This is a genomic window from Klenkia soli, from assembly GCF_900103975.1.
Lineage (GTDB): Bacteria > Actinomycetota > Actinomycetes > Mycobacteriales > Geodermatophilaceae > Klenkia > Klenkia soli.
The window spans coordinates 149,777-163,434 of sequence record NZ_FNIR01000001.1; the positions used below are offsets into that span (position 1 = coordinate 149,777).

Annotated in this window: 11 protein-coding genes; 7 read left to right on the top strand and 4 right to left on the bottom strand. The window is 74.9% G+C overall.

The annotated features are described in order from the left end of the window. Nucleotides 1–149: 149 nt before the first annotated feature. The 3 genes from ftsX to prfB form a co-directional block, all read right to left on the bottom strand. Entirely contained in the window at nt 150–1,034 is an 885-nt protein-coding gene (ftsX, locus tag BLS67_RS00760; RefSeq protein ID WP_091237994.1) for a permease-like cell division protein FtsX, read from the bottom strand. 27 nt (nt 1,035–1,061) lie between these two features. After that, nucleotides 1,062–1,751, bottom strand: coding sequence for a cell division ATP-binding protein FtsE (ftsE, locus tag BLS67_RS00765; protein ID WP_091237996.1), 690 nt, complete (start codon nt 1,749–1,751; stop codon nt 1,062–1,064). A gap of 63 nt (nt 1,752–1,814) precedes the next feature. Then, a complete protein-coding gene (prfB, locus tag BLS67_RS00770) occupies nt 1,815–2,930 on the bottom strand; it encodes a peptide chain release factor 2 (protein WP_091237999.1) in 1,116 nt (371 codons plus the stop codon). Nucleotides 2,931–3,154: 224 nt separating this feature from the next. Between prfB and BLS67_RS00775 the strand changes: the two genes are divergently transcribed. The 7 genes from BLS67_RS00775 to BLS67_RS00805 all read left to right on the top strand — a co-directional run bounded on the left by BLS67_RS00775 (nt 3,155) and on the right by BLS67_RS00805 (nt 10,070). Next, nucleotides 3,155–4,456: a glycosyltransferase family 2 protein gene (locus tag BLS67_RS00775; RefSeq protein WP_242653680.1), complete on the top strand. Its 1,302-nt coding sequence runs from the start codon at nt 3,155–3,157 to the stop codon at nt 4,454–4,456. After that, a complete protein-coding gene (locus BLS67_RS00780; RefSeq protein WP_165617419.1) occupies nt 4,453–5,670 on the top strand; it encodes an exosortase/archaeosortase family protein in 1,218 nt (405 codons plus the stop codon). The genes BLS67_RS00775 and BLS67_RS00780 overlap by 4 nt, the downstream gene beginning before the upstream one ends. Further along, entirely contained in the window at nt 5,667–6,827 is a 1,161-nt protein-coding gene (locus BLS67_RS00785) for an ATP-grasp domain-containing protein (protein WP_091238005.1), read from the top strand. Before BLS67_RS00780 ends, BLS67_RS00785 begins: the two co-directional genes overlap by 4 nt. Next, a complete protein-coding gene (gene wecB / locus BLS67_RS00790; protein ID WP_091239112.1) occupies nt 6,824–7,978 on the top strand; it encodes a non-hydrolyzing UDP-N-acetylglucosamine 2-epimerase in 1,155 nt (384 codons plus the stop codon). Before BLS67_RS00785 ends, wecB begins: the two co-directional genes overlap by 4 nt. Continuing rightward, the gene (locus BLS67_RS00795) at nt 7,975–8,706 is read left to right on the top strand and encodes an HAD family hydrolase (RefSeq protein WP_091239116.1); all 732 of its coding nucleotides are present in this window, start codon (nt 7,975–7,977) and stop codon (nt 8,704–8,706) included. Before wecB ends, BLS67_RS00795 begins: the two co-directional genes overlap by 4 nt. A gap of 82 nt (nt 8,707–8,788) precedes the next feature. Further along, complete coding sequence (locus BLS67_RS00800; protein ID WP_091238007.1) at nt 8,789–9,376, top strand: hypothetical protein; 588 nt, start codon at nt 8,789–8,791, stop codon at nt 9,374–9,376. Continuing rightward, nucleotides 9,369–10,070: a PIG-L deacetylase family protein gene (locus BLS67_RS00805; RefSeq protein WP_091239120.1), complete on the top strand. Its 702-nt coding sequence runs from the start codon at nt 9,369–9,371 to the stop codon at nt 10,068–10,070. The genes BLS67_RS00800 and BLS67_RS00805 overlap by 8 nt, the downstream gene beginning before the upstream one ends. 36 nt (nt 10,071–10,106) lie before the next feature. On the opposite strand, the gene BLS67_RS00810 is transcribed toward BLS67_RS00805, so the two are convergent. Next, nucleotides 10,107–13,628, bottom strand: a complete 3,522-nt coding sequence (locus BLS67_RS00810; RefSeq protein ID WP_091238010.1) for an ATP-binding cassette domain-containing protein — start codon at nt 13,626–13,628, stop codon at nt 10,107–10,109. Between the last annotated feature and the right edge of the window lie 30 nt (nt 13,629–13,658).

Genomic DNA, 13,658 nt, shown 5'->3' on the forward strand with positions numbered 1-13,658 from the left:
CCGCTCCAGGTGCCGTCCCCAGCTGCGACGAGCGCACCCCGGGCATCGATCGCGGAAGCCTCCGGCCCCCACTCCTCAACCCGCCTCGCAGGGCGCCTCGCCTTGGTCCGGGTCCGACTCTACGGTCGCCCCGCAACTCACATCCCGGTCTACAACCTGACGTACAGCCGCAGGGTCACGTACGCCGCGATCGCGGCGAGGGCCATGCCGGCGCCGGTGATGATCGGGCTGATCGTGGCGATCACGCCCCAGTCGACCGGCGGGATGATGCCGGACCTGATCGGGCCCGCCAGGGTGCGGTCGATGAACAGCACCTTGGTGAGCACCAGGCCCACGGTGGCCAGCAACCCGCCGAGCAGGCCGGCCAGCGCCGCCTCCAGGATGAACGGCAACTGGGTGTACCAGCGCGAGGCACCGACCAGTCTCATGATGTTGGTCTCGTTGCGCCGGTTGAAGGCCGCGAGCTGGATCGTGTTGGAGATCAGCAGCAACGCGGCCAGGGCCTGCACGACGGCCACCGCGATGGTGGCGTTGCGGGCCCCGTTGAGCAGGCTGAACAGACGGTCCAGGAAGTCACCCTCGTCGCGCACCTGCTCGACGCCGTTCTGGCCGTCCGGGAAGGCCTTCGCGATGACCTCGTAGCGCTCGGGGTTGACCAGCTCGACCCGGAAGCTCTCGGGCAGCGCGGTCGGGTCGGTGTTCTCGACCAGCGCGGGCTGCTGGGAGAACTGCTCGGTGAACCGCTTGTAGGCCTCCTCCTTGGACTCGTAGAGGTAGCTCTTCACCTCGGAGGACTGGTCGAGCTGGGTCGCGATGGCCTCGCGCTGCTCCTCGGTGACGTCGTCGGTGAGGTAGATCGAGACCTGCACCTTGTCGTAGTAGATCGCCCGCATGTCGGTGATCATGTTGGCGATGACCAGGCCGGTGCCCATGAGCGCCAGCGAGATGCCGGTCGTCAGGATCATGGCGACCGTCATGGTCAGGTTCCGGCGCAGCCCGGTGGCCACCTCGGAGAGGACGAAGTTGACGCGCATGGGTTCCTTCGGGAGTTCAGGGAGTGGTCAGCGACCGACGCCGTAGACGCCGCGCGACTGGTCGCGGGACACCTGGCCGTCGTTGAGCTCGATCACGCGGCGGCGCATCGAGTCCACGATGTGGTAGTCGTGCGTGGCCATGACCACGGTGGTGCCGGTGCGGTTGATCCGCTCCAGCAGCAGCATGATGCCCTGGCTGGTCTCGGGGTCCAGGTTGCCGGTGGGCTCGTCGGCCAGCAGCACGAGGGGGCGGTTCACGAACGCGCGGGCGATGGCCACCCGCTGCTGCTCGCCACCGGAGAGCTCGGTGGGCAGCCGCTCGGCCTTGCCCTCCAGGCCGACCATCTCCAGCACCTCGGGCACGACCCGGCGGATGGTGCGCTGGGGCTTGTTGATGACCTCGAGGGCGAAGGCGACGTTCTCGGCGACGGTGCGGTTGCGCAGCAGCCGGAAGTCCTGGAAGACGCAGCCCATCGTGCGGCGGAGCTTGGGCACCTGCCACTTGCTCATGGTGTTCAGGGTCTTGTCGTTGACCTTGATCGTGCCCTTGGTCGGGTTGTCCTCCTTCAGCAGCAGCCGCAGGAACGTGGACTTGCCCGATCCCGAGGAGCCGATGAGGAAGACGAACTCGCCCTTGTCGATCTCCATGGAGACGTCGTCCAGGGCCGGCCGCGGGCTCGTCGGGTAGACCTTGGTGACGTGTTGCAATTCGATCACGGGGACTGACCGTACCCGCCGAACCTGGTCATCCTGGTCGGCTCGCCGTGGTTCGTGCGGGCCTCACACGGCCTCGGCGGCCTGCTCCTGCTCCTTGCGCCAGCGGATGCCGGCCTCGACGAAGGCGTCGATGTCGCCGTCGAGCACGGTGGAGGGGTTGCCGCTCTCGAGCTCGGTGCGCAGGTCCTTCACCATCTGGTAGGGGTGCAGCACGTAGGAGCGCATCTGGTTGCCCCAGCTGCTGCCCTCGCCCTTGAGGGCGTCCATCTCGGCCTTCTGCTCGCGCTGCCGGACGACGAGCAACCGGGCCTGCAGCACCCGCAGTGCCGCGGCGCGGTTCTGGATCTGGGACTTCTCGTTCTGGCAGGACACCACGATGCCGGTAGGGATGTGGGTCATGCGGACGGCGGAGTCGGTGGTGTTCACCGACTGGCCACCGGGGCCCGAGGAGCGGAAGACGTCGACCCGGATCTCGTTCTCGGGGATGTCGACGTGGTCGGTCTGCTCGACGACGGGCAGCACCTCGACCCCGGCGAAGGAGGTCTGGCGGCGGCCCTGGTTGTCGAACGGGGAGATGCGCACCAGCCGGTGGGTGCCCTGCTCGACCGACAACGTGCCGTAGGCGTAGGGCTGCTTGACCGCGAAGGTGGCCGACTTGATGCCGGCCTCCTCGGCGTAGGAGGTGTCGTAGACCTCGGTCGGGTAGCCCTTGCGCTCGGCCCAGCGCAGGTACATGCGCAGCAGCATCTCGGCGAAGTCGGCGGCGTCGACGCCCCCGGCCTCCGAGCGGATGGTCACCAGGGCCTCGCGGGCGTCGTACTCCCCCGACAGCAGCGTGCGGACCTCGAGCTCCTCGATCGACTTCTGCAGGCTCTCGACCTCGCGCTCGGCCTCGGCGCGGGTGGCCTCGTCGTCCTCCTCGGCGGCCATCTCCCACAGCACCGCGACGTCGTCGATGCGGCTGCGGAGGTCCTCGACCCGGCGGAGGTCGCCCTGCAGGTAGGACAGCCGCGAGGTGATCTTCTGCGCGGCCTCGACGTCGTCCCACAGGTCGGGTGCGGCCGACTGCTGCTCCAGGTCGCGGATCTCGTCGCGCAGGTCGTCGAGCTTGAGGACGGTCTCGATGGACCGCAGGGTCCCGTTCAGGTCGTCCACACGCGAGGAGAAGTCGGCAGCCACGTCTGTCCACGGTAGTGGCCGGTGCAAACCACCCCGCCGGAGCGATGCGGGTCCGATCGGGTTCCAGGTCGCGCCGCGCACTGCCGATGACGTCCGGGACCGGTGCGTGCAGCACGGGGTGGACCAGGCGGGGGCAGGTGCGCGGGCGACGGACACGGGGCAGCAGGCCCGACGGGCACCGGTGGGTCCTCGTCGCGTACGCCGTCGCCCTCGCGTCGGCCCTCGTGCACTGGGGGGTCGACCCCGTCCTCGGTGGGATCGCCGGCGCGCTCAACGTCGTGTTCGGCGTCTACTTCTTCCGGCACCTCGGGTTCGCCATCGCCGCCGCCCGCTGGGCCGAGCGCGACCTCGTGGCCGCCGACGTCGACCTCGAGGGCTGGACGCCGTCGGTCGCGGTGCTGGTCAGCTGCAAGAACGAGGCCCTCGTCGTCGACGGCATGGTGACCGCGCTGCTGTCGCTGGACTACCCCGTGGACCGGCTCACGCTGGTCGTGGTCGACGACGGCTCCGACGACGACACCGGCGCCCTGCTCGACGCCCGGGCCGCGCTGGACACCCGGCTGCGCGTGCTGCACCGGGCACCGGGCTCCGGCGGTGGCAAGTCCGGCGCGCTCAACGACGCCCTGGCCACCGTGGACGCCGAGATCGCCCTGATCTTCGACGCCGACCACGAACCCGAGCCCAATGCCCTGCGCCGGCTGGTCCGGCACTTCCGCGACCCCCGGGTCAGCGCGGTGATGGGTCGGTGCGTGATCCGCAACGGCCAGGAGTCCTCGATGGCCACGACGGTCTTCGTGGACTTCCTGTCCGGCTACCTGGTCAACGAGTACGGCCGGCAGGCGCTGTTCGAGCTGCCCGCCTACGGCGGCGCCAACTGCGCGGTGCGGATCAGCACCTTGCGCGCCCTGGGTGGGTGGAACCCCGAGACGGTCACCGAGGACACCGACCTGACGCTGCGGATCCTGCTGGCCGGCCAGCGGGTGCGCTACGACCTGTCGGCCATCGACTACGAGGAGGCCGTGGTCTCGGCGCGCCGGTTCTGGACCCAGCGCTACCGGTGGGCCCGCGGGCACCACAAGTGCTTCCGCGACTACACCTGGTCGATCCTGCGCTCGCCCCACCTGACGCTGGTCGAGAAGTTCGAGTCGCTGCTGTTCCTGCTCACCTACCACGTACCCGTGCTGTGCGGGATCGGCCTGGTGCTGGCCGCGCTGCGGGCTTTCGGGATCGGCGACCAGCCCGTCGTCGGCCTGCTGCCGCTGTCGATGCTGCTGCTGGTCGGCCCGCTGGCCGAGCTCGCCGTCGGCCTGATGGTCGGCCGCGTCGAGCGCCGCGCCGCCTGGCGGCTGCTGGGCTTCCTGCCCGCGTTCGCCCTGTCGGTCTGGATCACCACCCGGGCCTACCTCGACGGCATGCTGGGCCGTCCCTACACCTGGGTGAAGACCTCGCGCACCGGCGGCACGTCCACCGTCGCCCCTGCCGCTGCCGCGCCTGCCCACCCGCAGCCCGCCGGGGTGGCCCGGTGAGCCGCGCCGTGGTCACGGGCACCCGCCCCCCGCACCGGGGCACCACGCTCCGGTTGCTGACCATCGTCACCGAGCTGGGGCTGGCCGTCGGCATCTGCCTGGCCGGGTACTACCTCGCGGCGGGGTGGTTCAGCCGCACCGAGGCCGCGGCCACCGTGACCGTGCTGCGCTGGTTCGGCGTGGACGTCTCCTCCGCCATCCCCGGGTCGATCCTGATCTTCCGGCCCGAGGGCGACGTCCTCGAGGGCGTCGTGACGCTGTCGTGCTCGTCGCTGCTCAGCGTGGTCGGGCTGACCGCCCTGACCGCCGTCGTGCTGCGGGGGCGCCGGCTGCACGCGGTGGCCGGGCTGCTGGCGGCGGTGGTCGCCGTCGTGGTCGCCAACGGGATCCGCCTGGCCCTGTCGGCCCTGGCCGGGTACGCCTGGGGCGGACCGGCGATGACGCTGTTCCACGACTGGGTGGGCACGCTGTGGGCCCTGGTCAGCACCCTCGCCGGCTTCCTGCTGATGGTGTACCTGACCCTCCCCGCCGCCGAGCGGGCCGAGCAGGACGTCGCCGGCCGGCACACCGCCCGCCGCCCGGAGAGCTGGGCCCGTCCGGGGCTGGGCTACCGCGCCGAGGGCGTGGCGAAGCCGGTCCGCCGCGGTCGGTTCAGCCCGACCAGCTTCCTGCACCGGCGCGTGCTCCCCCGGTGGGCGTCCCGCCGGCTGGCCGCCCACCGCGAGCAGGGCCGCATCGACTACCGGATCGGGCACCAGCCGGTCGACGAGCGGATCGCCACCGTGCGGCGGCTGGCCGACGACGGCCTGCGCGCGCACATCGCCTCCCTGGTCGCCGTCGCCACCTACGACGACGACGACCGGGTGCTCGACGCCCTCGCCGAAGCCGTCGCCGCCCGCCAGTGGGAGCCGGTGGTGAACGAGCAGGTCGCCTCGCTGCGGCTGTGGGCCCGCGGCTGGTTCCTGGCCCGCCGGCACACCGCCGCCCAGCTCGTCGAGGCCCCGGTCGTCGAGGCCGCGGCGGACAGCACGGACACCGAGACCACCGTGACGTTCGACCCGGTGGACGACGACGCGGGGACGCCGTCCGTCCGGGCCCAGGGGGTGCGCCCTCCGGTGCCCCGGCCCGTCCCCCGCGCCCCAGCACCGCGGCCGCGGGTGGTCCGCACCGTCCCGCACAGCTTCGCCCGCACCGACCTCGAGGACGTCCGATGACCCTGACCCCGACCCGGCTGCCTGCGGTGCCCACCGCGCAGGACCTGCTGACCGTCGCCTCGGCCCGGGTCGACCCCGGGTCGGGCACCGTCGTCCGTCAGGTCGCCGCCCCGACCCCGCCGCCCCCGTCCCCCCGACCCCGCGGCGGCGGGGCGGCCCGTCGACCCGCGGTGCTGGTCACCGGCTCGGGCGGGCCCGCCGGGGTCGCGGTCATCCGCCGCCTGCGGGCGCTGGGCCACCGCGTCGTGGCCGTCGACGCCGACCCGTCCGCCGCCGGCGGGGCCCTGGCCGACGTCGGCGTGACGGTCCCCCGCGCCGACCACCCGTCCTTCGTCGACGCCCTGGTCGCCGCGGCCGCCGAGCACGACGCGGACGCGCTCGTGCCCACCGTGGCCGAGGAGCTGGTCGCCCTGCGGTCCGCGGCGCACTGGCTGGCCTCGGCCGGCCTGCACACCTGGCTGCCCGACGCCGCCACCGTGGACATCTGCTGCGACAAGGACCTCTTCGCCCGGCACATGGCCGCGGCCCGGGTGCCGCACCCGGCCGCGGCCGGCAGCCCGGCCGAGCTCGCCGTCGTGCCCGGTCCGTGGGTGGTCAAGCCGCGCCGCGGTCGTGGCAGCCGCGGCGTGCAGCTGCTCGACGACGCCGCGGCCGTGCGGGCGGCGATGCTGGCCGACCCGGAGCTGGTCGCGCAGACCCGGCTGACCGGTCGGGAGTTCACCGCGGACGCCCTGGTCTCCCGGGACGGCGAGCTGCTGACAGCGGTGCCCCGCTGGCGGGAGGAGACCAAGGCCGGCATCTCGGTCAAGGGCTCGACCTTCGCCTCGGCGGAGGTCACCGCCCTCGTCGCGGCGACGCTGGCCGCCGTCCGGCTGACCGGCCCGGCCAACGTGCAGGGCTTCGTCGCCGACGACGGCACGGTCACCGTGATGGAGGTCAACCCCCGGTTCTCCGGCGGTCTGCCGCTGACCCTGGCCGCCGGTGCCGACGTGGTGGGCACCTACCTGCAGGGCATCCGCGAGCCGCACGCCCGGTTGCCCCAGCTGTTCTTCACGCCGGGGGTGCGCATGAGCCGCTACTTCGCCGAGACCTACTCCGGTCCCGACGGCCGGCCGGTCGGCGACCCGTGCGCGGCCCCCGCGGCGGTGCGGGCGTGACCGACCGGCGGTCCCGGCACGTCCTGGTGCCCTTCGGCACCCGCCCGGAGGTGGTCAAGCTCGCCCCGGTGGTGCACGCCCTGGTCGCCGGCGGGCACACCGTCACCGTCGTGGACACCGGTCAGCACGCCGACCCCGCGATGGGCTCGGCGCTGCAGGAGGCCCTGGGTCTGCGCCCGACCCACCGGTTCGCGCTGCCCGACGGCCAGCCCGCCCGCACCGGTGCGCTGCACGCCGACGCCGCCACCGCGGTGGCCCGGTTCGCCCCCGACCTGGTGCTGGCCCTCGGCGACACCGCGACGGTGCCGGCCTACGCCCTGGCCGCCCGCGCCGCCGGGGTGCCCTTCGGCCACGTCGAGGCCGGGCTGCGCAGCTTCAACGGCCGCAGCGTCGAGGAGGTCAACCGGCGGGTCGCCGCCGCGGTGGCCCAGCTGCACTTCGCCCCCACCGCGCGGGCGGCGGCGTTCCTGGCGGGCGAGGGGATCCCCGCCGAGCGGGTGTTCGTCGTCGGCAACCCCGTCGTGGACACCCTGGTGGCCCGCGGGGTCCGCCCGGTGCCCGCGGAGCGGCGCGCCGGCGTGCTGGTGACCGCCCACCGGCCCACCAACGTCGACGACCCGGTCCGGCTGGCCCGGCTGGTGGACGTCGTCCGCGGGCTGGCCGAGCAGGTCGGGCCGGTCACCTTCCCCGTCCACCCCCGGACGGCGGCGCGCCTGGCCGCGACCGGGCTGGACGCCCGGCTGGACCACCCCGGGGTCCACCGCAGCGGGCCGCTGGCCTACGACGACCTGCTCGCCGCCCTCGCCGGGTCGGTGCTGACCGTGACCGACTCCGGCGGGATCCAGGAGGAGGCCGCCTACCTCGGGGTCCCGGTCGTCGTGCTGCGCTCGTCGACCCCGCGCTGGGAGGGCGTCGAGGCCGGGACGACGACGTTGGCCGGCCTGGCCAGCGACACCGCAGCCGCCCAGGTGCTGGCCGCCGCGGTGGAGCACACCTCGCCGGCCGGGCAGGCCCGGGCCGCCGGCCTGCCCTGCCCCTACGGCGACGGGACGGCGGGCCCGCAGGTCGCGGCGGTGCTGGCCGACCCGCGGACCGACGAGCTGCTGGCCCTCGTCGAGCCCGACTTCACCGACGGCCACCTCCCGTGGTGACCGCCCCGCCGGCCTGGACCGGTCCGGCACCGCTGGCCGTGGTCGTCGACCTCGACGACACCCTCTACCCCCAGGCGGCCTACCTGGCCGGCGCCGCGGACGCCGTCGGCGCCGCCGCGCAGGACCGGGGCCTGGACGGCGCGGCGGTGCACGACGCCCTGGTCGCGGAGCTGGCCGCCGGCTCCGACCGGGGCGGCACGATCGACCGGGCACTGCTGACCGCCGGGGTGCCCGCGGCCGACCTGACGCGGTACGTGCCGCCGTTGGTGGCCGCCTTCACCGGGTACGAACCGACCCGGCTCCCCCTGTACCCGGGGGTGGCCGAGGCGTTGCGCGAGCTGGCGGCCGTCGTCCCCGTGGGCTGCCTGACCGACGGCAACCCGGTGATCCAGCGGGCGAAGCTGGCCGCCACCGGGCTCGGCCCGCTGCTGCACGCCGTCGTCGTCACCGACGACCTCGGGGGCCGGGCGGCCCGCAAGCCCCACCCCGCCGGGCTGCACGAGCTGGCCGGCCGGCTGGGGGTGCCCGGCGACCGCGTCCTGGTGATCGGCGACCGCCCCGGCAAGGACGTCGCCGTGGCCGCCGCCGTCGGGGCCCGGGCCGTCCGCATCCGCCAGGGCGAGTACGCCGACGCCCCGGACGAGCCGACCGCGTGGGCCCGGGCGGGGTCGTTCCCCGAGGCGGCCGCGATGGCGGTCGACGTCCTCCGTAGTCACTCTTTGTGCTGAACTGATCGCCGTCGGTTCACTTTCTGGCCGTGGCCGGACGACGATCTCCTCGGGGCGGACTCACCGCCACGGGAGGAACGACATGAGCAGCAGCACGCGCGGGGCCCGCCCCCGCGCCGGTGGACGGTGGAGCGCGCGGTCCGCGCTGGTCGCCGTCCTGTCGGTGGTGGCGATGGCCCTGGCGCCCGGGTTGGCCTCCGCGGCCACGGCACCCGCGCCCGCGCCCGCGGCCGGGACGGTCAAGCCCGTGGTCAACTGCTACACCGACAACAAGGACGGCACGTACACGGCCGTCCTGGGCTACACCAACAGCGGCAGCACCACCCGCGAGATCGCGGTCGGCCCGGCCAACAAGACCGACCCGACGGCCTGGCAGTCGAAGGTGCCGACCTCGTTCAAGCCCGGCACCAACAACGGCGTCGCCTCGGTGGTGCTCACCCAGGCCCAGGCCAACGGCCAGTCGCCGGCGTCCTGGACGCTGGACGGGACGACGCTGAACGTCAGCAACGTGGGCAACGTGCCCGTGTGCACGGCGTCCCAGATGCCGATGCTGGCCAACGGCGCCGCCCTGCTGGGCGGGCTCGTCGCGGCCGCCCTCGTCGGGGTCGTCGTCATCCGTCGCCTGCAGCGGCAGGCCGGCGTGGCACCCGTGGGTGCTGTCGGTGCGTAACGTCCTGGCGATCGGGGCCCACCCCGACGACGTCGAGCTCGGCTGCGGCGCCACCCTGCTGGCCCACGCCGCCGCCGGGGACACCGTCACCGTGCTGGTGCTCACCGGTGGGGAGGCCGGCCCCGGCACGGCCAACCGGTTCGACGAGCAGCGCGCCGCGGCGCACTCCCTCGGGGCGTCCCTGCGCTGGGGCGGTCTCACCGACTGCACGCTGACCCCCGACGCCGCCACCGTGCGGCTGATCGAGGGCGTGATCGAGGAGACCCAGGCCGACCTGGTCTACGTGCACGCCGCCGACGACAGCCACCAGGACCACCGGGCGGCCGCGGCAGCGGCCCGCTCGGCCGGTCGCCGGCTGTCCCGGGTGCTGCACTACCAGAGCCCCTCGACGCTGACCTTCCACCCGACGGTCTTCGTCGACGTGACCGCCTTCATCACCGGCAAGCTGGCCGCGCTCAAGGAGCACGCCTCGCAGGTGGAGCTGTCGGCCATGGTCGAGCCCGACGCCGTCGAGGCGACGGCCCGCTACTGGGGGTCGCAGGCACGGATCGGCTACGCCGAGCCCTTCGAGCCCACCCGCATGGTCTTCGACCTGGCCCCGATCAGCTCGATGCCGACCCGGACCCGGACCACGGCCGCCGTCGACGGCGAACGCCGGGCCCGTCCCCGGACCCCGGCGACCGTCCGGGTCTGACCGGGGGGACCCGCACGGACCGGGGCCACCTCGCGGTCACCCCGCGAGGTGGCCCCAGTCGGCGGCGAGGTCCACCCACGGGCCGCCGGCGACGACCCGGCCGCCGTCGAGCACGACCACCTGGTCGGCCAGCGCGAGGGCCGCCCGCTTGGAGCTGGCCCCCACCACCGTGGCGCCGCGCTCGCGCAGGGCGGCCCACAGCTCGAGCTCGGTGCGGGCGTCCAGCGCGGAGGAGACGTCGTCGGCCAGCACCAGCTCGGCGCCGGTGGCCAGGGCCCGGGCCAGCGCCAGCCGCTGCACCTGGCCCCCCGACAGCCGGACCCCGCGGTGGCCGACCAGCGCGCCCACACCCCCGGCGTCGGCGACGTCGGTGCCCATGCGCGCGGTGTCCAGGGCGTCGCCCACGGTGCGGCGGTGGGAGAGCGCGACGTTCTCGCCGATGCTGCCCGACAGGACCCGCGGCACCTGCGCCACGTAGGCCACCTGGCCGGGGCGCAGGAACAGCTGGGGGTCGGCCACGTCGGTGTCGTTCCAGCGGATCGACCCCTCGTGGTCGACCAACCCGGCCAGGGCGCCGAGCAGGCTGGACTTGCCCGCGCCGACCCGGCCCACGAGCAGCGTCAGCGACCCGGCCGGCACGTCGAGGTCGACGTCGGCCACGCCCACGGTGCCGTCGTCGTGCACGGCGGTCACCCCCCGCAGCCGCAGCCGGTGCAGCGGCACCCGGTCCGGGTCGACCGGGGAGGGTGCGCTGCCGTCGACGAGGTCCACCCCGGCGGGCAGCGCCACCAGGTCCGAGCGGCCGGCCAGGGTGGTGGCCTCGCGCAGCCAGACCCCGGCGATGGGTCGCTCGACCACGGCGAGCCCGGCGGTGATGCCGTACCAGCCGAAACCGGCCACCGCGGTGCTGACGGTCAGGGCCGTGGCGAGGTCCCAGGCGCCGGCCAGGAACAGCACCCAGCAGGCCACGATCGCGGTCTGCACCAGCACCACGGGTCCGCCCTCGAGCAGGGTGCGGATGCGGGTCTCGTGCACGGTGGCGCCGACCCGGCGGGCGTCGACGGCCTCCAGGTGGCGCTGGACGGTTCCGGTGGCGGCGGCCAGCTTGACGGTGCGCACCGCCTCGAGGGACGAGGCGAGCTGGCGCCCGAAGACCGCGCGCAGGTCACCGGCCGCCCGACCGGCACGGCCGGCGGCCGGCGCGCCGAGCGCGGCGACGACGACCGAGCCGACGATGACCCCACCGGCCACGAGCCCGGCCACGGGTTGCCCGGTCACCAGCACGGTGATGGCGGTCGCGGCGGCCCCGAAGGACACGTCGATCCAGCGGTCGGCCAGGTTGAGCATGCGGTCGGAGTCCAGCGCGCGGGCGGTGACCTCGCCGGGCGGGGTACGGGCCAGCCGGTGCTGCTCGGTCTGCCCGCGCAGCACGGCCAACCGCAGCCGCAGGGTCACCGCCGTCCACCAGAGCGGGAAGTACCGGAAGGCGATCCCGACGAAGACGGTCGAGACCAGCAGCGACCCCGCCAGCAGCGCAGCCCGGACCGTGGGGGTCTCCCCCGCCTCGAGGCCGGCCACCAGCCCGCCCCACAGCGCACCGGTCAGGATGCCGTAGGTGCCGGTGACCGAGGCGAACCAGAACGCCACGCAGGCGGTCACGCCCCAGGCGGGGTGGGCGAAGATCGCGCGGACCACCGACCGGGCCAGCCGGACCCGCGGCGGGTCCGGCTGCGGTCGCGAGGGCCGTCGGGCGGCCTGGGCCGACGGCCCGGTGCGCTCCGGCTCCTCGGTGCGGGGGGCCGGCGCGGGCTCGGGCTCGGGCTCGGCCAGGGCGGTCGCGTCGAGGGCGCCACCGGCGCCCGCGGCGACGAGCAGGTCGCGGAAGGGGCCCAGCGTGGTGGCCAGCTCGGTGCGTGGGCCCTGCTGCACGATGCGCCCGCCGGACAGGACCGCCACGGAGTCGCACCAGCGGGTGGTGCCCAGCCGGTGCGCGACGACCACGCCGGTGCGCCCGTGCAGCAGCCGGCGGGCCGCGCGGGTGACCAGCTGCTCGGTGACCGGGTCCATGCGTGCGGTGGCCTCGTCGAGGACGACGACCTGCACGTCGCGGACCAGCAGCCGGGCGAAGGCGACCAGCTGCTCCTGCCCGGCCGACAGAGTCACCCCGCGCGGGCCCAGCTGGGTCTCCAGGCCCTCGGGCAGGGAGGCCACCCACCCGGTGAGACCGAGCTCGGCGACGGCGGCCTCGACCCGCTCGCGGGGGACGTCGGCGAACAGGGTCAGGTTCTCGGCCAGGGTGGCGGCCAGCAGCTCGGTGCGCTGGGTGACCACCCCGACGCCGGCCCGCAGCTCCTGCAGGTCGATCGCGGTGACGTCCTGGCCGCCCACGGAGACCGTGCCCGGGGGCGGGTCGACCGCCCGGGACAGCAGCTTGGCCAGCGTGGACTTGCCCGCGCCGCTGCGCCCGACGAGCGCGCAGGTGGTGCCGGCCGGGACCGCCCACCCCTCGACCAGCAGGTGGAAGGGCTCGGCGTGGCCGTCGGTGCGGTAGGTGAAGTCCAGGTCGCGCACCTCGACCGCGCCGCCGGTGGTGGGCATCGGGGCACCGCCCCGGGGCTCGGGCGCGGCGGCCACGAGTGCCCGGATGCGGGCCAGCGCGCCGAGCCCCTCGTGCATCTCGGGCAAGTGGTGGTTCACCTCGTCGAGCCGGCCGACGAACGTGGTGACCAGCAGCCAGAGGGTGACCAGGGTGCCGACGTCCAGGGTGCCGCCGCCGACCAGCGCGATCGCGGTGACCGCGAGGGCGGCGAGCAGCCCGTGCAGCACCAGGCCGCTGCGGATCGCGACCCGCGCGGCCACCGCCGAGGTGCGGCCGTTGCGGCGCAGGATCTCCGCGGAGCGCGCGGCGAACTGGGCCACCACGTAGGGCTGGCCCAGCGAGGTGCGGACGTCGTCCCGCCCGGCCACGGCCTCCTCCAGCTGGGCGGCGCCGTCGGACCACGCCTCCTCCTCCAGCGTCTTGGACCGGGACAGCTGCGGCGTCAGCCCGCGGACGGCCAGCAGCACCAGGGCCGCGACCAGCGGGAAGGCGATCCAGGCCGGCCACCAGACCAGCCCTGCGGCGACCCAGGCCAGCACCGACCGCAGCACCGCCCGGCCCATGGCCCAGCCGCTGATGCGCAGCAGGGTGGCCAGCTGGCGGGTGTCGTCGTCGACCCGGTCCAGCAGCTCGCCGACACCCTGCTCCTCGAGCGCGACCAGCGGCTGGTGCAGGGCGGCGTCGAGCAGGTCGGCCCGGAGCACCCCCTCGGCGCGGCCGACGGCGGTGGCGAACAGCGTGCGACCGACCACCTCGAGCATCGCCGAGCCGACGAGGAACACGGCCAGCGCGACGACCAGGGCGACGGTCGGGCCGTCGGCGATGCGGCCGGTGACGACGGTGCCGAGCGTCTCGGCCACCGCGGCGACCACGGCCAGGACGGCGGCGGTGGTCGCCCCGGGACCGGCCAGGCGCCGCCACCCCAGCGGTGCCCGCTCCCGCCGTGCCCCGTCCGTCATGCCCCGCACGCTACGGACGGGGTCCGACAC

Bases quoted from the DNA above. Each gene is read 5' to 3' on its own strand.
- ftsX (WP_091237994.1), bottom strand. From the start codon at position 1,034: ATGCGCGTCAACTTCGTCCTCTCCGAGGTGGCCACCGGGCTGCGCCGG.
- BLS67_RS00785 (WP_091238005.1), top strand. From the start codon at position 5,667: ATGACCCTGACCCCGACCCGGCTGCCTGCGGTGCCCACCGCGCAGGAC.
- BLS67_RS00800 (WP_091238007.1), top strand. From the start codon at position 8,789: ATGAGCAGCAGCACGCGCGGGGCCCGCCCCCGCGCCGGTGGACGGTGG.
- BLS67_RS00810 (WP_091238010.1), bottom strand. From the start codon at position 13,628: ATGACGGACGGGGCACGGCGGGAGCGGGCACCGCTGGGGTGGCGGCGC.